The following is a 21579-nucleotide window of genomic DNA, read 5'->3' as shown; positions in this document are numbered from 1 at the left end:
AACTTACTTTCTTCGTACGGGGGTTAATTCAAGGAATCTACTCAATGTTCTGCGGAATTAGCAAGTCATGGGAGAACGCAGGAGCTCCGGTAGTTGGGATTTTCATAACTCTTCTCCACGGAAAGCGAAGCGTTTGGAACGGGAATCACAGACCAATTTAAACAAGCCTAAATGATATTAGAGATATTAGAATTGATATTAATTGAAAAAACCACAGCTCCTTAAGCTGTGGTTTGTCTATTTCGTCAATTGACCATATTTTCCCTTGGAAGTACTCAATAAATGTTCAGTAGTCAACTCGACCTGGAAGCCAATCTTCCCCGCGCTGACAATGATGGTCTCAAGCTCTTGGGCGCTCTCATCCAAAAAGGTAGGATAATTCTTTTTCATGCCGATTGGTGAACAGCCGCCGCGGATATAGCCGGTGAATTTCTGAATATCCTTGACCGGGAGCATTTCCACTTTCTTTTCGCCTGCTTCCTTCGCTGCCTTTTTCAGATCGAGCTCGGCTGCGACAGGAATGACAAAGACGTAGAGATCCTTACTTGATCCCACTGCCACAAGCGTCTTGTAGACCTGTGCAGCATCTCGGCCAATTTTCCCCGCAACGGCAACGCCATCAATCTTGCCATCCTTCGAGTCATAAGTCAGAATCTCATACGGCACCTTCTGCGTGTCGAGAATCCGCATTGCGTTCGTTTTAACCTTAGCCATCCTCGTTCCTCCTTGATTGAAGGGATTTAGGATAATTTTACCTTAGAGAAGGGTGACGGTTCAATCACGTTCTCTTCACGCTTAGCTCTTAAGTCCGGAGTTTTCCAGATTCCGATTCACATTAACAGCCTTCCTGCCAACGGAAACATACGTTAAACCAGCTGACTCCGCCTCGGCCAGGTCATAGCAGTTCCTTCCGTCAAAAATAACCGGTTCTCGCATGAATAGCGGGAAACGCTCTAAATCATATTGGGTGATTTGCGGCCACTCGGTCATGATGAAGACGACATCAGCCCCTTTAATCGCACCATCCACTGTCTCTGCATAATATAGCTGGCTGCCAAAAAGGTCTGCGACATTTGCGGAAGCAGCCGGATCATAGACGGAGATGTCCGCCTGCTCTTCAATCAGCAGGGAAATCAGCTCAACAGCTGGCGCCTCGCGGATGTCATCAGTATGCGGCTTGAACGCCAGCCCCAGGACAGCCACCCTTTTCCCCTGAAGTTTCCCAAGCAGTTCGCGAGCTTTATCAAACAGCTGCTGCTTCTGCCTGCTGTTCACCTCGATCACAGACCGGAGGATTTTAAAATCATAATTATAGTAATCTGTCAGCTTTTCAAGTGCCTTTGTATCCTTCGGGAAACAGGAGCCGCCATAGCCAATCCCCGCTTTTAAAAATTGGCTGCCGATCCTTTCGTCCATGCCCATTCCTTTTGATACATCTTCAATATTTGCGCCTGTGTGCTCACATAGATTGGCCACCTCATTAATGAAACTGATCTTCGTTGCCAAAAACGCATTGGAAGCATACTTGATGAGCTCCGCACTGCGGATATCTGTCTGTAAAATAGGCCGGCCAAAAGGTTTATATAAATCAGCGACCGCACGGCCCGCCTCATGATCGTCTGACCCAATGACAATCCGGTCTGCATGGAATGTATCAAGGATTCCCGAGCCTTCACGAAGGAACTCAGGATTTGAAACGACTTTCACCTGGATATTGTCCGGAATGCTCTCCTGAAGCTTCTTATAAACCCTCTCATTTGTCCCTACCGGCACGGTGCTTTTAATGACTATGACTGCATCTCTGTTCAGATTCAAGCCAATCTGATCAATCGATGCCTCCAGATATTCAAGGTTCGCCGACCCATCTTCATTTTCAGGCGTCCCGACAGCGATAAAAAGGTAATCCTTATTTTTACAGGCCAATTTAGTATCGAATGTAAAACGAAGCCGGCCTTCCTTAAGATTCTTTTTGAGCATCTCTTCAAGACCGGGCTCATAAATTGGACATCTCCCTTCAGAAAGGGCAGCAATTTTACGTTCATCTATATCAAAACAAGTTACACTGTATCCAACTTCAGCAAAACAAACTCCGGTGACAAGGCCAACATAACCTGTCCCGACAACTGTGATTTCCATATTGGCCCTCCAATCATTGATGCTTCTATTTTATCATGCAGCCGTCCCATTGTTAGCCAACCCGTTCAATTTGGTAAAAACTTGTCTAGTCCTTTTTCAAGCGGGTAAAAAGAATAAAGCATGTTTTTTATCAAAATAGGAAAAATTAGTTATTATGAAGAATTTTAAGGAGGATTGTTGATGAACGATTATACTTCAAAGCTGCCGCGTTTTCCGGAACCGTATTGGCGTAAAACAGCAGAGCTTCCGTCTTTCCCTAAACTTGAGCAGGATTTAAAAGTCGACATTGCTATTGTTGGAGGCGGAATGACGGGTTTGACATCAGCCTACTTGCTTGCTAAATCAGGAGCAAAGGTCGCCGTCATCGAAGCAGGTTCCATTCTAAACGGGACTACCGGACATACGACCGCAAAAATTACTGCACAGCACGGGGTTATCTATGATGAACTGATCAGCCACTTTGGTGAAGAAAAGGCGAAGCTTTACTACCAGGCAAATTATGATGCTATGCAATTTGTTAAAAACATTGTCAAAGAGCAGCAGATCGACTGTGATTTAACCGAAGAAGATGCTTATATCTATACGAATTCCGATAAGGAAATGGAGAGCCTGATCAATGAATTCAAGGCTTATGAAAAGCTTGGTGTCATCGGAAGCGAGTACGTGTCAGAGGTGCCGATTCCGGTAAACGCAATGGCGGCTGTAGTTATGAGAGACCAGGCTCAATTCCATCCCTTAAAATATTTGCACCATCTTGTGAAAGAATTTACGGAAATGGGCGGGCAAATTTACGAAAATACCACAGCAGTTGATATGGAAGAAGGCTCTGAACCGGTTATCACGACAAGAGATAATCATAAGGTGCACTGTAATCAGATGATCATCAGCTCTCACTTTCCTTTTTACGATTTAAAGGGATTTTATTTTTCCAGAATGCATATTAACCGGTCTTATCTCCTGGCAGTCAGAACCGAAAAGGAATTTCCTGGAGGAATGTACATCAACGCCGAAACTCCTACACGTTCCCTTCGCTATACCGATTGGAACGGGGAGAAATTAGTCCTGTTTGCCGGGGACAGTCATAAGGTAGGTCATAAAACGAATACTCATCAATACTATGAAGCACTTGAGGCATTTGCAGGAGAAACGTTTGGCGTGAAGGAAATCCCGTTTAGGTGGTCTGCCCAGGACCCAACAACCTTTGATAAAATCCCTTTCGTCGGTCAATACTCCGCCGCCACAGAGAATATCTTTGTGGCAACAGGCTACAGGAAATGGGGCATGTCAAACAGTACTAATGCTGCTCTGCTGATCAGTGACTTAATTTTGAAAAAAGACAATCCTTACAAGGAAGTCTTTGACCCGCAAAGATTCAAAGCCGATCCTGAGTTAAGGAAAATCATTTCAACTAACGCACACATTGCGAAAACGCTTATAAAAGGAAAGCTGGAACGCCCATCAACCCAGGCGACATCACTTGAAAGTGACGAGGGCGCAGCCGTGACAGTCAACGGCAAGCGTGCCGGCGCCTATCGCGATGAAAATGGCCAGCTTCACGTCGTCGATACAACTTGTACCCATATGGGCTGCGAACTCGAGTGGAATAACGGCGAACGCACATGGGACTGCCCATGCCATGGCTCCCGTTTCTCCTACAAGGGGGATGTCATTGAAGGTCCAGCCGAACTGCCGCTGAAAAAAATTGATTTTGAATAAAGCGAAGCCGCCATTCATGTCTGAGTGGCGGCTTTCATTATATCCAAAGGGAATTTAGGTTTCCAACAGGGATTATATTGTTTTCAATCGGGATTATATCGCTGCCAACAGGGATTATATCGCTCCAAACAGGGAATATATCGCTCCCAAAGGGGATTATATCGCTCCCAAAGGGGATTATATCGCTCTCAACAGGGATTAATCACGAATCACTATCCCTTATCCGCTAAAAGTGTCTTATGAATCCAGATGCTGGCCTGCATGCCGTCTCCCATCGCAATGGTCGTTTGCTCAGAATGGGCGACAAGGTCACCTGCAGCCCAGACTTTGTCGACATTGGTCATTTTTGTCCGCGGATCTACTAAAACATGCTTGTTTTTATGAAGATCGACGCCGAGTTGTTGTGCGAGCTGCGATTTCACTTCATTACCGCCGAAAGCTATGAAGCCGCGTTCTGAAGTGAGTTCCTCACCGTTAGCAAGCACAACTCCCCTGAAGTCAGGGCCATCTGCCAGCACTTTTTCAATCGGCCCTTCGACATACTTTATGCCTTTTTCCTTCAATGAGGTCATTGTTTCCTCATCCACTTCTTTGTTTTCGTGATTTACATAGGTGAGTTTGTTCGTGAAATAATTCAGGGTCAATGCCATGTTCGCACCAGGGTTGCCCGATCCCATCACGATTGTGGACTTGTCTTTCACTTCATGGCCATCGCAATCCGGACAAATATACACACTGATTCCAAGCGTGGGCATCAGCTCAGGAAATGGGGGAATCCGATCCATGACGCCCGTGGCCAGAAGTATAGTCTTCGCCTTGTATGTGTCGCCGCTCTCTGCCTTTACTTCGAATCCACTCTCCATCTTTTCGGCACTTTCAGCCTTGCCAATCACGAATTCAACACCATATTGCTCCGCCTGCTGACGGCCGATTTCTCTTAAGTAAGGTCCGCTTACTCCATCTGGATAGCCAAGGATATTATGGTAGCTCTGGCAAATCGCCGACCGGCCATCACCTGCATCCAAAACCATCACATTATGATCGTATCGCCCAAGCTGTATCGCCGCCTGTAGCCCGGCAATCCCGCCTCCAACTATGAGGCAATCATACATACCGATCCACCGCCTTTTCAAAAGTATCATAATAGCATGTTTCCCTTTTTAAAGGTGGAGTAATCCGGTTTATTTTTACTTAAAAATTCATAAGGAATTTTCTCAATTTTCCTATAAACACTAGTTTTGTCGAACACCCTTAAATTACTGCTTTAGCACTATGAAATCAGTTATAATAAAGTCGAGGTGGATAATAATGACAAGTGCTATCGCCAAAAAACCAATATTACTGCTATATGTAGTTTTAGCCTCTTTGATTCTAGCAACGAATTTCATTCTTTATCGAACCTCGATGTTCGGGCCAGTTCCAGAGGGTGCTGTAATCGGTTCACTGCTGGACCTTTTGTTCATTTTGCCTCTCTTGACGTACTTCATGGTCATCCGCAAAAGATATTCACTGAAATACATGGGGCTTGTGATCTTCGCTGGCTTTGCTGCCGCCTACTTCATCGTCCCGCAGGAGCATCTATCGGATTACCCCTTCCTTCCCTATCTCTTGCTGGTTTCGGAAGGCGCATTCCTATTGTTTGAGCTATATATAGCCTACACCGTCATTACAAGGCTTCCAAAATTGCTTAAAGAGTATAAAACCCTGGCCAACCGAAATTCGTTCTTTCTTTTCAACATCCGAAAAGCTGTAGAAACAAGTCTGCCAGATCATAATACTGCCAAAATCCTTGTCACCGAGTTTTCCATGTTCCACTACGCTCTGTTCTCGTGGAAAAAGAAAGTTCAGATTGATCACGGCACGGCTTTTACCTATCATAAAAAAACAAGCGTGAATGCTGTCTATATCATGATCATCCATGCCATCGCGATTGAATCGGTTGGGCTGCACTACTTCCTGCACAGCTGGAATCCGATTGTTTCCTATATCGGGCTGATTTTGAACATATACGGTATTCTGTTCATGCTGGCTGAACTTCAGGCCACACGCCTGACCCCATACTTGCTGACAGCGGACCATTTGTTATTGCAGACAGGGTTCTCAAGTTCGATGCACCTGCCTTTAAGCAATATTAAGGAAATCAAACATTACGAAGGGCCGGAGAAATTCAGCAAAAAAGAGCAAAAAGAACTTTTTGATGCCAGAGTGCCTGATTTGATCCAGGAAAAGCCGATGTTTGAAATCCTGCTGCATAAGCCGCAGGATCTTCATCTCATCTACGGTTTGAAGCGAAAAGCGGACCGAATCGTCCTGAATGTCGACGAACCCGATGTTTTTTACCATGAATTGCAGCGGTCACTCCCTGAGTGATCGCTTTTTTTGCTAAATCTCTCATTTAACCAACATAATTTCCTCATGAAAGATAATTATCTCCTGAAGAAAAGTATTAATCCTTAAGCAACGTGGATATCTCGCGATAAAGAGGATTAATCTCCCGATGAAGTGCATTAATCTCCCGAACCAAAGCGATATTCTCCCGAAGCAACTAATTAATCTCCCAATAAAAGGCCTTAATCTCCCACTCAGACAAGATATTCTCCCCTTCTTCCAAAAAAAGTAAGAACCCAGCCGTACAAGAGCGACTGGGTCCTAAATCTTTCTTAGCCATTATATACTTCTACTATTTTTTCCAACGAAAGTTCTGCCGTGCTTACATAAACAATATCAGCATTCTCGAAGCTTTCCTTTGGACCGACAGCAACAGCGAACATACCAGCAGCTTTGATGGCCTGTACGCCTGCTGCGGCATCCTCGACACCAATGCATGCTTCTGGCTCAACACCAAGCATTTCTGCAGCGCGCAGGAATACTTCTGGATGCGGCTTGCCGTTCACGACTGTTTTCGCGTCAACAATGATATCGAACTCGGATTTCATTCTAAGCGAGTCCATTACGGTGAACGCGTTCTTGCTTGCGGACGCGAGACCCAGCTTAAGACCTTTTGCCTTGATATCCGAGATCAAGTCCTTGATAGCCGGCAAAAGGTCAGCTGGAGTGATGTTTTGGATCAGCGTGAGGTAATGCTCATTCTTCTTCTCAGCCAGTGCTTCTTTTTCCTGAGCTGAAAAATCCCCTGAACGGCCGCCCAGCTCAAGAATTTTTTCGAGGGAATCCATTCGGGAAACGCCCTTCAGCTCCTCGTTATCTTCACGGGTAAAAGTAATGCCCAAATCCTCAGCCAGCGCCTTCCAAGCCAAAAAGTGGTATTCCGCAGTATCCGTTATGACCCCGTCAAGGTCAAAAATGAATGCTTTTAATGGTCTAGTCATAATCAAACTCCTTTCCCGATTCTTTCTTTTAACTTCACGATAGACATTGTTGTGAGTCCTTCCCATTTCAAAATGTCTATTAAACTGCTTCTTGGACATTTCGATTTCATTCACATTTCAAAATGTCCATTAAAACCTGCTTCTTGGACATTTCGATTCCATTCACATTTCAAAATGTCCATTAAAACCTGCTTCTTGGACATTTCGATTCCATTCACACTCTAAAATGTCCATTAAAACCGACATATAGTGCTGCGCTGCCTCTTTATTGAGAGAGAGACCTTCAGGCTTCCCCAAAGATCTCCTCAGCATCTTATTTCAATTTTACAGAAAGCTCGCCATCTGCAGGGATCGTTACCTCTTCACTATAAAGCTTCATCGCAAGTTCCGGACCTTGCTGCGTGAGGACGACGTTTTCCTGGTTCACTTCTACCTTGATATGGTGGTCACGGTAGATGATGTTGAAGCTGTACTGGTTCCATGCTTTCGGAATGAACGGTGCGAATGACAGTGTTCCTTCCGCTGTGCGCATGCCTGCGAAGCCCTGAACAATAGCAAGCCATGCACCAGTCATGCTTGTGATGTGCAGGCCATCTTCTGTATCGTTATTGTAATTATCAAGGTCAAGGCGCGCCGTGCGGTTATACATTTCGTACGCCTTCTCTTCCATGCCAAGCTCTGCTGCAAGCACTGCGTGGATACTTGGTGACAGCGATGACTCATGGACCGTCATTGGCTCATAGAATTCAAAGTTGCGGCGCTTCTCTTCTTCCGTGAATTCATGGTTGAAGAAGTATAGCCCCTGTAATACGTCAGCCTGCTTGATGAAGCAGCTGCGCAGGATCTTATCCCATGACCAGTTCTGGTTGATCGGGCGGTCTTCTGCAGAAAGCTCATCGACCGTCTTCAGATCTTTATCAAGGAATGTATCGTGCTGGACGAAGACACCTTTTTCTTCATCATAAGGGAAGTACATCTTCTCGATAATATCCTGCCATTTGGCAAGCTCGGCATCAGAGAACTCCAGGCCTGCGAGGCGGTCCTCATGGCCATTCTGCTTAAGGAGCTCGATGACTTCAAGCGTGTATCGCAATGTCCAGACAGCGATACGGTTTGTGTACCAGTTGTTGTTGACATTGTTTTCGTATTCATTCGGCCCTGTTACACCATGCATCATGTAGACGTTACTGGACTTGTTGTAGTGGACGCGGTCTGCCCAGAAACGGGAGATGCCGGCGAGAACGTCAATTCCGTATTCATGGAGGTAATCTTTATCTCCAGTGTAATTCACATAGTTATAGATCGCGTAGGCGATTGCACCATTTCGGTGGATTTCCTCAAATGTGATTTCCCACTCATTGTGGCACTCGACGCCTGTAAAAGTAACCATTGGGTAAAGCGCGCCGTGGAGACCCTGCTGCTTCGCGTTATGGTAGGCTCCATCAAGCTGGTTGTGGCGGTAGATCAGCAGGTTACGGGAAACCTCAGACTCTGCCGTAGAAAGGTATAGCGGGATTGCGTAAGCCTCTGTATCCCAGTAAGTCGCACCGCCGTACTTTTCACCTGTAAAACCTTTAGGTCCGATGTTCAAACGGGAGTCTTCACCATAGTATGTCGAGAATAGCTGGAACAAGTTGAAGCGGATGCCCTGCTGTGCTTCATCATCGCCTGCAATCTCAACATCAGCGATATCCCAGCGGCTCAGCCAGCCATTTCTGTGTTCTTCCAATAGTTCATCAAAGCCTTTTACAATGGAACGCGCTAGCACTTCGCGGCCTTTAGAAACAAGCTCGCCAGCTTTGTAGTCACGGTCTGTTGTCACAGCAACATACTTGTAAAGGGTAACAGCTTGCCCCTGCTCAGCTTTCACTTCGATGACATTTTCAACGTATTCTTCTTTTTCGTTGACTTCGACTTTGGCTGCATTCCCGTCGACAACCGTTTGCATAGTTGTCGCCACCTGGAAAGTCGGAGTTCCGAATGGATTGTCTTTCGTCCTCATCACAAGGCTGCCGTTATGTTCTGATGCATCCCTGCTCACTTCATACCAGAAGTCCTCGTCATAGTTAGAGTCCTCGTTGCGCACGTCCCCATCAAGATAAGGAACAAAGGTAACGTTTCCATTATAGTTCTTGGCAGTGACTGAATACTTGATCGCAGCCAGTTCTTTTTCAGCAACCGATAAAAAGCGGATGGATTCCACTTCTGTTTCCTTGCCGTTCTGGACGACTGTAAAACGGCGTGTCAAGACACCGTGCTGCATATCAAGCTCACGGTAGTAATCGCTTACTTCAGCATTGTGCAGATCCAATTCCTCTCCATCGACAAATACTTTGATGCCGATGAAATTCGTTGAGTTAATGACCTTGCCAAAATAGTGCGGGTAGCCATTTTTCCACCAGCCTACGCGCGTTTTGTCTGGAAACCAGACTCCAGCAATATATGAACCTCGATGAAAGTCTCCAGTATATGTTTCTTCATAGTTTCCGCGCATGCCCATATGGCCATTTCCCAGGCTCATGATGCTTTCCGCAAGCCGGAAATCTTCTTTATGCAAGTCCGTTTCGACGATCTTCCAGCTATCAATGCCAAATAATCTTTTCATAGCTTTTATCTCCTTTTAGAAGTTGTACAAACGTTTGCACTATTATATCATGAATTTCCGTAAAAATGATAAAAGCAACGGTGATAATTTTGTGTCATGCTGAACTTATTATTATTTTACTATTATAATCCGCTAAAAAACTTTTTCACCTACTTAGTTAGTACATATGTTATAAATTTTCAGAAAATAAATATAATCTAAAAGAACTAAATAAGGAAGGAGGAAACTGTTATTAGCATACGATTTTTCAAGGTCTCTGCGGTCTATTTCGTCATTGCTATCATTTTAGGAATCATTATGGGGATCGCGCATGATTTCACACTGACTTCGGTACATGCCCACTTAAATCTGCTTGGATGGGTTTCTATGGCCCTATTCGGAACGGTTTATCATTTTTTTCCTGAAGCGGGGAACAGCAAACTAGCCACTAAGCATTTCTGGCTGCATAACATCGGGGTGCCCGTCATGCAGGGCGGGATCACATTATCCATGTTGATAGGGGGTGTCATTTTCACTGTCTTTGCCATCGTTGGATCACTAGTCATCGTTCTCGGAGGCATTCTGTTCTTGGTGAATGTATTTAAGTATGTTAAGGCATGATTTCTGGCAACAGAAAAAAGCTGCGACCATCGGATGGCCGCAGCTTTTCAGATTATTTCTTGCCGTTTTTTTCCCGTAATTGAACTTCATAGCTGAAGTCTACCGGGTTCTTATCATCAGCAGGTGCCGCATAGCTTGTAATCATGTAGTTCTTGCCGTCCATGAATAATTGTCTTAGCTGAAGAGCATCCTCTTCAGTTACATTAAACGGATCGACAGTCACTACCTTGTAAACCGGCTTTTTGCCAGCAGCCTGTTTTTCATTGATGAAGGTCACTGTGTACTCTACGTACTTGCCTAAAATCTCGTTCATGGACGTGAACGCCTCAGTTGATGAACCATCCTGGCTAAAGCCGATTTCAGGAATTGAAATGTTGTCAATGAACCAGCCCTTGTCATTATAGCCCCAGTCAGTTAGGTAACGGAATGATAGAAGAACCTTTTGTCCTGCATATTCACTTAGATCGAAGGTTTCATTTGTCCAACTTTCACTGTGACCAGTAAATCCTGGTACGTTTTCCTTGATTTTTGGATAGCCCTCTTCCACTACATCGGATGTAGTATTTTCATTCGCAAGGCTTGTCCATGTCTGTCCGCCGTCAGTTGACACCTGAACAACACCAAAATCCCAATGCTCTTCGATATCAAGATAATGATCGAAGTTCAGAGTAGCGCTATTGACATTTGAAAGGTCCGCTTCAAAAATCAATGTATTGTCTGCCTCATCACCTTTATTGCCCCATAGCACCTGGTTGGTTTCATCTGTTGGATCCGCTACTGCTTTCCATAGTGTTGGCAGGAAGTCGATACCATCAAAGGAAATTCCGTCGATTCTATCTTCGAATTCAAGCTCCTTGAAGTCCCCGCCCCATGCTGGGACGCCATCTTTTTCAAACTCTAGCGCTCCTTCATAATCAACAGTATAGCCGCGCTTAGTGCCATCGTTGTCCACTGCAAGGTCACGAAGGTCGATGCTGTCAAAGTTATACACGCCATCGCCAGGCTGGCTGCTGTCTAGTGCGAGTGCTGTGATGAAATTCTGGTATACCTGTGTGAAGTCTTCTGTATAACCATGCTTCGCAAGCGTCTTGTTCACGCCGTCAATGCCGGTAACATCGCTTGTAGCAAGATCACGGATGAACTCTTTGCCATATTTGTCATTCATATAAAGTGTGAACAGATAGACCTGTCCATAATCGGCAATCGTTTCTGGACCAGTTGTTGCTGTACGGTGGTCATCCCAATTCACTAGTGAATTCTCCGGGTGATCAAGATAGAAGTTGATTGAGCGATCATCATGTCCGTATCCTCCAAGATATTCAGAGAATGTAGACATTCCTTCATTGATCCATGTTTCTTCAGCAGAGTCATTATCAGCATGGATCAAGTGCTGCAGTTCATGGATCGTTGTTCCAAAGAACGTGCTTTCCAGACGTGTTTCCCAGCTGTTTGTATCAATTGTAATGATATTGCGGTCCATATAATTTTCCAGCGTCTGCCAGAAGAAACCAGCTACAAAGAACGGATAGCTAGGATCGTGGAAGTTATCATCCTGAACATTATCAACCAGCATGACGACTTTATCGCTAGTTTCATAGTATCCCTCAGGGAAATAGCCCCATTCAATCAACGGAGACTGAGAGCCGTCATGGACATCAGGTGTACCAAAAAATTCCGTTGCCTTTGGATAAATATTGCTGTCAAATTCATCGCGCAGCTTGTCCACCTGTTCCTGGGTCACGACGTGCGCAGGGCGCGGGTCGCCTTCAGGGAATGCAAGGTCGTTTGCTACCCAAATCTCAACATTTTCTCCGACTCTGCGTAAAGTAAAATCTTTGAAAGAAAGGTTTCTGTCCAAAAACTTTTTCGTACGCCATCAAAGGTAAAAGTGCTGTCAGCAGCACCGCTTTCTGATCCAACATTTTCATCAAACTGAATGCCTTCTGCCTGTTCCTTGATAGATTGCTCCGCCTTCTTTAAGAATTCCTCATCCCTGGAAAGCTGGTCCAAACGGCTGTCTATATCAACTCTGTCACCATATCTTTCAATATCCCATTTGGCTGTTGTTGCGGCATCTGCCTCCGGTACAGACACTGCTGGTGCAACCAGTGAAAGAGCCAAAGCTCCTGTTGTTAAGATTGATAGTATTTTCGATTTCATTTTCTTTCTCCTTTCGTCCTACGAAATAACTATAAAAATCTTAACATGCTAAATTTTCCAGAAATAAGAGAATATATAACTATATTTAGAAACACTTTTTCCTTGTTACTCACCAAACGGGACTTAATTACCAATTCTATGTGCATGGGTTATTTTAGGCTTTACGAAAATAAAAAATCGTCCGCCAAATGTTCTGGCGGACGATTTTTTATTTTATTACGCAAGCTCCTTCTGCTTCGTTTCCGTACCCCAAAAGAATACTGCGGCGGCACCAATGAGAATGGCTATGCAGAAAATCGTGAATATGGCGGTGATGGTGAGATTCTGTGCTGATAAATATGGGACCATCAGCGGCCCGATAATCCCGCCGATGCGGCCAAAGGATGCAGCCATACCTGCACCCGAGCCGCGTATTGTGGTTGGGTATTGTTCCGGCGTATAGGCGTATAACGCACCCCAGGCACCCAGGTTGAAAAATGATAGCAGGATGCCGGCTGTAATAAGCAATGCCAGTGAATCTGCCGTGCCAAAGAAATAGGCACTAAGTGCTGTTCCGATCAAATAGACAACCAATACAAACTTCCTGCCGGCTCTTTCAATCAGCCAGGCGGCAGTAAAATACCCCGGAAGCTGGGCAAGGGTCATGATCAGTACATACTGGAAGCTCTTGATTAAAGTGAAGCCCTTCATGACCATTACGCTTGGCAGCCAGAGGAACATTCCGTAATAGGAAAATACGACACTGAACCAAAGAATCCAGAGCATGGCTGTTTTCTTGAAGTGTTCTCTTGACCATACCTCCGCGATGCTCTCCTTCATTGTCAGCCGCTCTTTCTTAGCGACAGCCAGGTACCTAGGTGAATCAGGAAGATTGATACGAAGGTAGAGAGCGTAAAATGCTGGAAGGGCACTAAGGATCAACGCCATTTGCCAGCCAAATTTCGGGATGATAAAGTATGAAATCAACGCCGCGACAAGCCAGCCTGCAGCCCAGAAGCTTTCGAGCAGGACAACGACACGCCCCCGTTTCTCAGCAGGCACACTCTCAGCAACAAGAGTGGATGCAACCGGCAATTCGCCGCCGAGCCCCATTCCGATAAAAAATCTTAGCAATAAAAAGAAAGACAAAGTGGTTGCCATGGCGGAAATCCCGCTTCCGATTGAGAAAAGCAATAACGTAATAATAAAGACTTTTTTTCGGCCAATCCGGTCAGCTAGCAAACCAAAGACAAATGCCCCGACAGCCATTCCGATTGAATTCACGCTGCCGATCCAGCCCATTTCCTTGCCCGTCAAATTCCAGTCCACCTGCAATGCAGCGATGATAAAGGACAAGATCCCCACATCCATCGCATCGAACATCCAGCCCAGCCCTGCAATTCCGAGCAGCTTCTTTTCCGAAATTTCCTCAGTTTTTTTCATATAAACCTCCTACATCATTGCAGCGATACAAATAGTTTCCCTAAAATTGTTAGTTTTAACATAATGTTTTTGTTGCTTTCTCTATATTACCACGTGTCTTTACAGCAGTCATGATGAAAAGTGACAGCAGCTCCATAAATAATTTCAGTCAATAAGCGGACATTATAACTATATCCGCTAAAAAGGTGGTGTCCGGTTTTTGAAAAGAAGAAAGCTCGTCAAAAAGAATTCATTTCCCTTTCTGCTGCTGGCAGCGATACATGTTCCGCTTTTTTTCATATTCGCCAAACGAAGCCGCCAAAAGAATATTTGGATCCTCTTGCTTTCAAATATAGGAATGGCCTATTTATTTGAATACCCTGTCCTTAATTGGTTCAAAGGGTATTCTTATAAACCGTACATCCTCAAAAAACGGGCCCATGATCAAATTCTTGGCGCAATCTTCTCCCAGGCATTATATGTTCCCATTACCGCTACCCTCTTGACTCTGTATGACAAGAACCGGTACTGGAAGCTAGGCACCACGCTGATTTATTATGGAATCGAACACTATTTCATGCGTTTGAAAATTTATAAAGCATATTGGTGGAAGCCTAGTTACACTCTTTTTTTCATAAATATTTATTTTTACATCAGCGATTGGTTTTACAAAGTGCTTAATTCGAAAAAAGAATGGGCGCTGGTCACTGCCCAATACTTGTCGACTGAAGTGTTCGGGGTTACATTGCTATATATATCTGCGGTCAACAGGAAGGTCAGGTTCGGCCGTGGGCTCCACCACTCCTGGCGTGAGCATTTTATCCTTGCGCCGCTTTATAGTTTGATCCGTTCCATCTTCCTTGTTAAAAATGCTTCAAAACCTGGATTGATACCACGGCTCACCATGTTCCTGGGCTCGTTTCTCGCTGATATAATTCTCGAACGGACCGGCCTGTTGAAACTGCATTTGAACAAGCTCTGGAATCTTGCTTTCCATGCAATCATGGTCTTTATTTCAAGGTTTTTATATTTAAAAATTCGCTCAAAAAAGTAGAAACCCCCTCTGCAAAAGCAAAGGGGGGGAATTCTGGTTAATTTAGTTTTTCGAGGATAACTGTCACCTTGAACAGGTCACCGTCGACTTCGATGTCAAGCGAACCATCGTGGAGATCGACGATTGATTTGGCGATTGCGAGGCCAAGTCCCGACCCTTCCGTGTGGCGCGACTGGTCGCCGCGTTTGAAGCGCTCGAACAGCTCATTCAGATCTTCGCCCAACTCGTATTTCGTGATGTTTTTAAAAGAAAGCACAACCTGGTTCTGCTCCTCTTTTACAGAAATGTATACCCTTGTATTCTCAAGTGCATATTTCAGGATATTTCCGATGAGATTATCGAAAACCCTCCAGAGCTTTTGCCCGTCAACAAAGGCATAAACAGGATGCTCAGGCTGTGATATCCGCAACTGCAGCGTCGACTGGTTCAGTGCCTCGTTATGCTCTGCCAATGCCTGTTGCAGCAGCTGGTTGAGATCGACTTTCTCCTTGTGCAGTTCGATGTTGCCGCTCGCCATTTTCGTTGCCTCGAACAGGTCATCGATCAACACCTTCAGACGCTTGGATTTCCGGTCGAGGATTTCAATGTAGGAGTCCCGGTCCTCCTGAGCCAGGTCAGGTGTTTTCAATAGCTCAGTATAGGTAATGATCGAGGTTAGCGGAGTCCTGAGGTCATGGCTGACATTCGTGATCAATTCCGTCTTCAGGCGCTCGCTTTTGGCCTGTTCCTTGTGGGAGACATTTACCGTGTTCCTAAGGTCATTGATATTAGCCGCATGCTTCGCGATCGCTGATTTTCCTTTCACAGGTATATCCGCACCTAGATGGCCTGCCGCAAGTTCTTCAGTATGCTTCAATACTTTATTCAGGTAGCCAGCTTTCCTCATGATTATGATAAAAATCGGAAGACTTATTATCCCGAAAGCGAAAGCAATAAGAATTATTTCTCCTCCGCCTGCTGCAAGGACGGCAACAAACAGCATGCCCATTACAAATACGATTCCGAGGATTAAAAGCAGCTGGAACCCAATGCTCTTGACAATGAACGCATCGAGTACTGCATGATAACTTTTAACCAAAAGGCTATGCCTGGCATCTTCCTTCAACTGCAGCCAATCTTTCCGATAGTCCAAAAGGAATTTCAGCTGGACCCATCCGAATGCCAGCAATGAAGCGGCAGCTATTAAACTGATGATCAGCTCGATAAGTGATGAGAAAATATCAGAATGATAATAGACAAATTGTTCACTGATCAGCGTCATCGACAGCAATAAGAAAAGAACGGTTAATAAAAGGATCACAGCTCTTACATCCAGCGGGATCCTCCCATAAAACGGCTTCAGGTGGTCAAATGAGCCAAACACTGTAGCCGGTCTCCTTTTTGCCAGGAAATAGCTGATGATTAACGCTCCGATACTGGAGATCAGATACCCGATAAAAAGCATCTGTCGTTTCTGGTATTCTTTATAATTGCTGATGGCAAAGTGTTTATCAGGGGCTTGTTTCGATAATCCAATTTGCCCCGTAAAATCACGGTTTTGCTGACGCAGTATATCCTCGGCCACGTCATTATAAGGCATGAAGTTTTCGATATGTCCTGTGTAGGCAATCAGGTTTTGCAACGCCGTGTAATCCTGGACAAAATACATCTCTTTACTATTCATAATGTCTGAAACGGATTCATTTTTACCGAGGTTAAGATTCGTGAAGACCGTGTCAGTATTCCTGTCTTTTATATAATATTTGTAGGCTTGTTCAAGGTTTAGGAATTCATGGCGGTATTCCTCCAGTTTGAGGAAAAACTCGTCGATGCTTTTCTCCTTTTCCTTGACCACTTTAGCCCTTACATATTCATCACTATTGAAATTCTCCGTTATATCCGCAACTTTGGCATCTCTTTCCTTCTTCAGCGCTTCTTCGACGGCTTTATTGCCAGAATCGATCGCCTCTTGAATTTGACCTTCATATTGCATGCCAATGCTGGAAATCTGTTCCCCTAGATTCCCGTACCGCATCCGGTGTTCCTCGATTTCTTCTTGGGATACGGTTATTTCCTTTTTCATTTCTTCTTTTGTCATCTTATTCAGCTCATAGACATGCAGCAGAGTGACAAAATGGTTCATTTGATTGGCATATTCTTCAGATTCAAAGTAATCGCCCTGCATGAACTGACTCCCATTTCCCAGCGCTGAAAACAAACCGCTAAGCCCGTATGCGATGAGAAGCACCCAGGTCACAAACAAATACTTACTTTTCGATTTTATATCCAATCCCCCACACCACCTTCAAAAATCTTGGATTCTTCGGATCGATCTCTATTTTCTCGCGGATTTTCCGGATATGGACCGCCACAGTGTTTTCGGCATTGTAGCTTGGTTCCTTCCATACCCGCTCATATATATCATTGATCGAGAACACTCTGCCGGCATTCGTCATCAGCAGCTCGAGGATCTTGTACTCGATAGGTGTCAATTTGACTGGCTCCCCATGCGCTGTGACTTCCTTTGAGGATTGGTCGAGTGTCAGGCCGTTAAGGTCGATGACTTTCGCTTTCCCCTCATATGTACCGAGCGTGACATATCTCCTCAGCTGGGATTTTACCCGTGCAATCAATTCGAGCGGATTGAACGGCTTCGTCACATAGTCGTCCGCACCGACCTGAAGGCCGAGGATTTTATCCGTATCCTCGGCTTTCGCGCTCAAAATGATGATCGGGATATTCTTGTTCTCGCGAATCCGGAAAGTCGTCGTAATCCCATCCTGGCGAGGCATCATCACATCGAGCAAAATTAAGTGAACCGGCTGCTCATTCAGCTTCTCGATCGCCTCAATTCCATCCGCAGCTTTAATCACCTTGATTCCTTCATTCTTCAAATAAATCTCAATCGCATCACGGATCTCTTTCTCATCATCAACGACTAGTACATTGTATTGTTCCACGTTTGAAAAAACCTCCTTCCCTACAGGCAAGCTTTGATATTGATTATTTTAGACAGTGAACCTTAATATTCACCGAGTATAAATCTTAAGATTTTCTTAATAATGGCAGGCTGTTTTATGTTGTTAAAATCCAAAAGCCGATTTTAACGTGATAAAAACCATTTTGTATGTCGGTACCAAGTTTGCAAGCTCTTTTCTCATAATAAGGGTTAATTTGGGAAGAAACTTCGGTAATTCCATCCTATTTTGTAGTCATAGCAAAAAAGTTTGAGAAAAGAGCCTAATGGCAAAAGTGGTGTGTGAATCTATTATATTTTTTTTGAAGGATGAGAGGAAAGGGAATTTTGAGATGTTTTACTCCTAATAGTGAGGTGTTTACTCGTAACAATAAAGATTTCCTGCAGAAAAATAGGGCTCAAGCTCCTGAAGTTGAGCCGATTGGAGGTAAAAGGCCAGTTTTCATTGCCTAAATTCATTGGCGAATTCGTTTATTGGCGCTTTTCACAACTTTATTGGCGATTTTCAGATTTTATTGGCGAAAAAATTTATTTATTGGCGATTTCACCCCATTTATTCGCGATAATCAAAATTTATTGGCGAACTGGAAATTCTGTGCGTTTTTTTCCAGTTCAGACGCATACTTGGGCAATGTTTTTTCAGTTCGGGCCCTGCTACTTGCGCAGCGTTGCGATCAGCCGCTTAGGATTCAGCAGCAAATCAAGCGCATCATTGATTTTTTCGATCACGCATACAAATCACTCCATCAAGGTTACGAACAAACTCCCCTTTTTCAGCAGTGTGGTCATCAGATTGGAGTACATGCACGTTAACCGGCAGCCCGCTGCATTGCCCCACGACAGATCCATTCGTATCTGCTGTTATAACATGAATCTCCACGTCTTTGCTTAACAGCATGATTCTTTCAGCCACGCCAGGAATCATCTCGCCGTTAAAAGCGATCGTGCCATTAAAATCCAGAACAAGATGATGAATAGTGAATTGGCCTCTGCCCGGGATGTTCAATTCAAGCATGATTATGCCCCCTATATTGGATTGAATATCGTTATTATACACCTGCATGGAGGATGTTAGATCATATTGCCATCCAGAAACCAATAGATAATAGATGGCGCTGGATAATGTCTAGCCCATTTGTTTTCGAGTTCCTACCTTTTCAAACCTTTTCTCCTTTTGAGCAGACCAAGCTTAAAGAAGTTTCAATTTTTCAGAGATATTTTCCTGGTTCTAAAGTAATATAGTGAATAATGGGATTCCACCTAAAAATAGGTTATTTTTACATTAAAAGTATATCAAACGAGGTGATGTAATGGGCTTTTTCTCTCGCAAGCCTGACTTTCATATTCCGGAAGACGGAATTGACCGGATTGAAACGATTAGACTCGGCGGAGTTCAACAAAAAATTCTCATCCAGTCCCACTCACCTAAGAACCCGGTATTGCTGTTTTTACACGGCGGTCCTTCCATGCCTCTGCCTGGCGTCTCTTCCAGAGGAAAAAACTATACTGTCGCTACCAACACCAAAGAGCTGGTTAAGCACTTTACCGTTGTCTTTTGGGACCAGCGAGGCACAGGCAAATCCTATCACAAAGATATTACACAAACATCCATGACCTTTGAACAGCTTGTATCCGATGCAGCTGAGCTGACGGATTTTTTAAGAGAAACGTTCCATCAGGAAAAAATCTTCCTGGCGGCTCATTCATTCGGTACCTTGATTGGCATGTACCTTTTGAAAAGACAACCTGGTAAATTCCACTCCTATGCAGGTATCTCACAGATTATCAGCTGGACTGAAAATGACCGTGCGGGTCTTGCCTGGGTTAAAGAAGAAGCCAAGCGGCGCGGTGATTTTAAAGCATTGAATGAGCTTGAAGCTGTTGGCAATCCGCCTTTTACCAAGGGCTATAAACAATGGGGGATTTTACGGAAATGGCAGATGAGGTACAGTACCATGGTCTACCAGGATGACAACATCAAGCACCCTGGCCTGGCAAGGGTATCCCTTGGCATGCTCACTGCAAAGGACTACGTATTTGCCGATGTGTTTCATTCTTTTTACAGTGGATTCAAGCTGATTTATACAGACGAATTCATCAGGAATATCCCGAACATTAATGTGCAAAAAGAGGTGCCATCTGTTGAGATTCCCGTCACCTTCATTCATGGCAGGAAAGATGTCCATGTCCATCCCCATTTTGCAGAAGACTATTTCAATACCCTGAAAACGAACCATGAGAAAAAATTCATATGGATGGAGAAATCGGCCCATCTCTTTCACCCGGATGATACGGCACTGATCGAAAAGCACCTTATCAATGAATTAAGTCATATTAAAGCAGAGGTTATCAATCTATGAAAACTATTTATAAAAGCCCAGAAGGAAAAAAGGAGATACTTAACCAATATGAAGAGTATCTTACCCAGTTCGAATCACTGATCTCAAGGGATTATGTCCAGACGAGATTTGGCAGTACACATGTACTGGTAATGGGAAAGGAAGACGGGAAGCCTTTATTTATTTTTCAGGGCGGCAATTGCATTAATCCTATCACTCTGTCATGGTTCAAAGGCTTGCTGGAGGAGTATAAGATATACGCACCTGACACGATCGGCCATCCGGGATACAGTGATGAAACGAGAATCTCCGCTTCTGACGAAAGCTTTGCCCAATGGATTGCCGATTTGATGGACCATTACGGGATTGAAAAATGTGCATTCATCGGCCCATCTTACGGAGGCGGCATTATCCTCCGGCTTGCTGCATTTATGCCAGAAAGAATCCATTGCGCTGTTCTTATCGCACCTGCAGGGATCAGTCTTGGCTCGAAGCTTAAAATGATCAAGGAAATCCTTGTCCCGATGGTTTTTTATAAAATAAACGGATCTGCCCGAAGCCTGCGCAAAATTGCTGATGTAATGTCCTCCAATAGCATGAAGCAGCTGGATGAAAGCATCATCGGCAATATTTTTAAACACACAACACTTGAACAAGAGATGCCCAAGCTGACAACTGCGGAGGAACTGAGAGGTTACAGTGCCCCTACTCTTGCCATAACAGGAACAGAGGATGTATTTTTTCCAGGAAACATTATTTCCAAAAAAATACAAGGACTTTTAGGGGACGAACTAGAATTGAAAAAGTACCAGATGGGACACTTTCCATCTCTCACACATCTTGACCAAATCGACACAGATATAAAGGAATTTCTGAAAAAACATTACTAGGAGGCAAATCATGCACTCAAATCCAATCCAGAAGGTTGGCCAAATTGGAATACCAGTAAAAAATATCGAAAGGGCCACTGCCTTTTACCAAGAACAATTAGGTCTGTTGTTATTGTTTAATACGGATACAATGGCGTTCTTTGACTGTGAAGGGGTCCGTCTTCTGTTAACCCTTCCTGAAAACGAGCAATTTGCCCATCCTAGTTCAGTCATCTATTTACAGGTTGCAGATATCAAGGCAAAATATGAAGAACTTTCAGATGGTGTACAGTTCATTGGGGAGCCGCATGTTGTCGCTAAAATCGGCGACACTGAAACATGGATGGTGTTCTTCAAGGACACAGAGGAAAACACTCATGCCTTCATTAGCGAGGTTAAGGCTTAAAAGAGAAA

The 21579-nt window shown here is 44.4% G+C and carries 18 protein-coding genes; 7 read left to right on the top strand and 11 right to left on the bottom strand.

Annotation, left to right across the window (positions count from 1 at the left end):
* Window positions 1-237 precede the first annotated feature (237 nt).
* Both ybaK and J7E35_RS22440 read right to left on the bottom strand, forming a co-directional pair.
* On the bottom strand, window positions 238-714 hold the full coding sequence (ybaK, locus tag J7E35_RS22445) for a Cys-tRNA(Pro) deacylase (protein WP_214784358.1): 477 nt from the start codon (window positions 712-714) through the stop codon (window positions 238-240).
* Between the two features lie 81 nt (window positions 715-795).
* The gene (locus J7E35_RS22440) at window positions 796-2136 is read right to left on the bottom strand and encodes a UDP-glucose dehydrogenase family protein (protein WP_214784355.1); all 1341 of its coding nucleotides are present in this window, start codon (window positions 2134-2136) and stop codon (window positions 796-798) included.
* Between the two features lie 180 nt (window positions 2137-2316).
* Between J7E35_RS22440 and J7E35_RS22435 the strand changes: the two genes are divergently transcribed.
* Window positions 2317-3852, top strand: a complete 1536-nt coding sequence (locus J7E35_RS22435; RefSeq protein ID WP_214784351.1) for an FAD-dependent oxidoreductase — start codon at window positions 2317-2319, stop codon at window positions 3850-3852.
* Window positions 3853-4064: 212 nt separating this feature from the next.
* Here J7E35_RS22435 and J7E35_RS22430 read toward each other — a convergent pair whose 3' ends face one another.
* Window positions 4065-4994 (bottom strand): NAD(P)/FAD-dependent oxidoreductase, encoded by a 930-nt coding sequence (locus J7E35_RS22430; RefSeq protein ID WP_251041189.1) that lies wholly within the window; start codon window positions 4992-4994, stop codon window positions 4065-4067.
* 166 nt (window positions 4995-5160) lie between these two features.
* Here J7E35_RS22430 and J7E35_RS22425 point away from each other — a divergent pair, with 166 nt between their 5' ends.
* A complete protein-coding gene (locus J7E35_RS22425; protein ID WP_214784348.1) occupies window positions 5161-6222 on the top strand; it encodes a hypothetical protein in 1062 nt (353 codons plus the stop codon).
* A gap of 290 nt (window positions 6223-6512) precedes the next feature.
* Here the strand turns inward: J7E35_RS22425 and pgmB are convergent, their stop codons facing one another.
* Complete coding sequence (pgmB, locus tag J7E35_RS22420) at window positions 6513-7181, bottom strand: beta-phosphoglucomutase (RefSeq protein WP_214784345.1); 669 nt, start codon at window positions 7179-7181, stop codon at window positions 6513-6515.
* 313 nt (window positions 7182-7494) lie between these two features.
* Complete coding sequence (locus tag J7E35_RS22415; protein ID WP_214784342.1) at window positions 7495-9786, bottom strand: glycoside hydrolase family 65 protein; 2292 nt, start codon at window positions 9784-9786, stop codon at window positions 7495-7497.
* A 297-nt stretch (window positions 9787-10083) separates the two neighbouring features.
* On the opposite strand from J7E35_RS22415, the gene J7E35_RS22410 reads away from it, so the two are divergent.
* Complete coding sequence (locus J7E35_RS22410) at window positions 10084-10386, top strand: cytochrome-c oxidase (RefSeq protein ID WP_251041188.1); 303 nt, start codon at window positions 10084-10086, stop codon at window positions 10384-10386.
* A gap of 52 nt (window positions 10387-10438) precedes the next feature.
* Here the strand turns inward: J7E35_RS22410 and J7E35_RS22405 are convergent, their stop codons facing one another.
* The 3 genes from J7E35_RS22405 to J7E35_RS22400 all read right to left on the bottom strand — a co-directional run bounded on the left by J7E35_RS22405 (window position 10439) and on the right by J7E35_RS22400 (window position 13968).
* Window positions 10439-12244 carry a choice-of-anchor J domain-containing protein gene (locus J7E35_RS22405; RefSeq protein WP_251041187.1) on the bottom strand — a complete coding sequence of 602 codons (1806 nt, stop codon included), beginning with the start codon at window positions 12242-12244 and terminating at the stop codon, window positions 10439-10441.
* A complete protein-coding gene (locus tag J7E35_RS23405; RefSeq protein WP_251041186.1) occupies window positions 12175-12546 on the bottom strand; it encodes a hypothetical protein in 372 nt (123 codons plus the stop codon). The genes J7E35_RS22405 and J7E35_RS23405 overlap by 70 nt, the downstream gene beginning before the upstream one ends.
* Before the next feature lie 216 nt (window positions 12547-12762).
* Entirely contained in the window at window positions 12763-13968 is a 1206-nt protein-coding gene (locus J7E35_RS22400) for an MFS transporter (RefSeq protein ID WP_214784339.1), read from the bottom strand.
* 199 nt (window positions 13969-14167) lie between these two features.
* Between J7E35_RS22400 and J7E35_RS22395 the strand changes: the two genes are divergently transcribed.
* Window positions 14168-15001 (top strand): hypothetical protein, encoded by an 834-nt coding sequence (locus J7E35_RS22395; RefSeq protein WP_214784336.1) that lies wholly within the window; start codon window positions 14168-14170, stop codon window positions 14999-15001.
* A 37-nt stretch (window positions 15002-15038) separates the two neighbouring features.
* Here J7E35_RS22395 and J7E35_RS22390 read toward each other — a convergent pair whose 3' ends face one another.
* From J7E35_RS22390 to J7E35_RS22380, 3 genes are all read right to left on the bottom strand, one after another.
* Window positions 15039-17270 carry a sensor histidine kinase gene (locus J7E35_RS22390; RefSeq protein WP_214784333.1) on the bottom strand — a complete coding sequence of 744 codons (2232 nt, stop codon included), beginning with the start codon at window positions 17268-17270 and terminating at the stop codon, window positions 15039-15041.
* Complete coding sequence (locus J7E35_RS22385) at window positions 17248-17940, bottom strand: response regulator transcription factor (protein ID WP_214784331.1); 693 nt, start codon at window positions 17938-17940, stop codon at window positions 17248-17250. The genes J7E35_RS22390 and J7E35_RS22385 overlap by 23 nt, the downstream gene beginning before the upstream one ends.
* Window positions 17941-18666: 726 nt before the next feature.
* Entirely contained in the window at window positions 18667-18972 is a 306-nt protein-coding gene (locus tag J7E35_RS22380) for a hypothetical protein (protein ID WP_214784328.1), read from the bottom strand.
* A gap of 295 nt (window positions 18973-19267) precedes the next feature.
* Between J7E35_RS22380 and J7E35_RS22375 the strand changes: the two genes are divergently transcribed.
* From J7E35_RS22375 to J7E35_RS22365, 3 genes are read left to right on the top strand one after another with little or no spacing between them, the layout of a single operon-like run.
* On the top strand, window positions 19268-20317 hold the full coding sequence (locus J7E35_RS22375) for an alpha/beta hydrolase (RefSeq protein WP_214784326.1): 1050 nt from the start codon (window positions 19268-19270) through the stop codon (window positions 20315-20317).
* Window positions 20314-21186, top strand: coding sequence for an alpha/beta fold hydrolase (locus J7E35_RS22370; RefSeq protein WP_214784323.1), 873 nt, complete (start codon window positions 20314-20316; stop codon window positions 21184-21186). The genes J7E35_RS22375 and J7E35_RS22370 overlap by 4 nt, the downstream gene beginning before the upstream one ends.
* A 10-nt stretch (window positions 21187-21196) precedes the next feature.
* Window positions 21197-21571, top strand: coding sequence for a VOC family protein (locus tag J7E35_RS22365; RefSeq protein ID WP_214784320.1), 375 nt, complete (start codon window positions 21197-21199; stop codon window positions 21569-21571).
* The last annotated feature ends 8 nt before the right edge of the window (window positions 21572-21579 follow it).

The sequence above is a fragment of the Bacillus sp. ISL-45 genome, assembly GCF_018613195.1.
Taxonomy (GTDB): domain Bacteria; phylum Bacillota; class Bacilli; order Bacillales; family Cytobacillaceae; genus Mesobacillus.
Note: the sequence above shows the minus strand (reverse complement) of the source record. Positions and strands in the feature narration are given on the sequence as shown.

Bases quoted from the DNA above. Each gene is read 5' to 3' on its own strand.
- ybaK (WP_214784358.1), bottom strand. From the start codon at position 714: ATGGCTAAGGTTAAAACGAACGCAATGCGGATTCTCGACACGCAGAAG.
- J7E35_RS22440 (WP_214784355.1), bottom strand. From the start codon at position 2,136: ATGGAAATCACAGTTGTCGGGACAGGTTATGTTGGCCTTGTCACCGGA.
- J7E35_RS22435 (WP_214784351.1), top strand. From the start codon at position 2,317: ATGAACGATTATACTTCAAAGCTGCCGCGTTTTCCGGAACCGTATTGG.
- J7E35_RS22430 (WP_251041189.1), bottom strand. From the start codon at position 4,994: ATGATACTTTTGAAAAGGCGGTGGATCGGTATGTATGATTGCCTCATA.
- J7E35_RS22425 (WP_214784348.1), top strand. From the start codon at position 5,161: ATGACAAGTGCTATCGCCAAAAAACCAATATTACTGCTATATGTAGTT.
- pgmB (WP_214784345.1), bottom strand. From the start codon at position 7,181: ATGACTAGACCATTAAAAGCATTCATTTTTGACCTTGACGGGGTCATA.
- J7E35_RS22415 (WP_214784342.1), bottom strand. From the start codon at position 9,786: ATGAAAAGATTATTTGGCATTGATAGCTGGAAGATCGTCGAAACGGAC.
- J7E35_RS22410 (WP_251041188.1), top strand. From the start codon at position 10,084: ATGGGGATCGCGCATGATTTCACACTGACTTCGGTACATGCCCACTTA.
- J7E35_RS23405 (WP_251041186.1), bottom strand. From the start codon at position 12,546: ATGAAATCGAAAATACTATCAATCTTAACAACAGGAGCTTTGGCTCTT.
- J7E35_RS22400 (WP_214784339.1), bottom strand. From the start codon at position 13,968: ATGAAAAAAACTGAGGAAATTTCGGAAAAGAAGCTGCTCGGAATTGCA.
- J7E35_RS22380 (WP_214784328.1), bottom strand. From the start codon at position 18,972: ATGCTTGAATTGAACATCCCGGGCAGAGGCCAATTCACTATTCATCAT.
- J7E35_RS22375 (WP_214784326.1), top strand. From the start codon at position 19,268: ATGGGCTTTTTCTCTCGCAAGCCTGACTTTCATATTCCGGAAGACGGA.
- J7E35_RS22370 (WP_214784323.1), top strand. From the start codon at position 20,314: ATGAAAACTATTTATAAAAGCCCAGAAGGAAAAAAGGAGATACTTAAC.
- J7E35_RS22365 (WP_214784320.1), top strand. From the start codon at position 21,197: ATGCACTCAAATCCAATCCAGAAGGTTGGCCAAATTGGAATACCAGTA.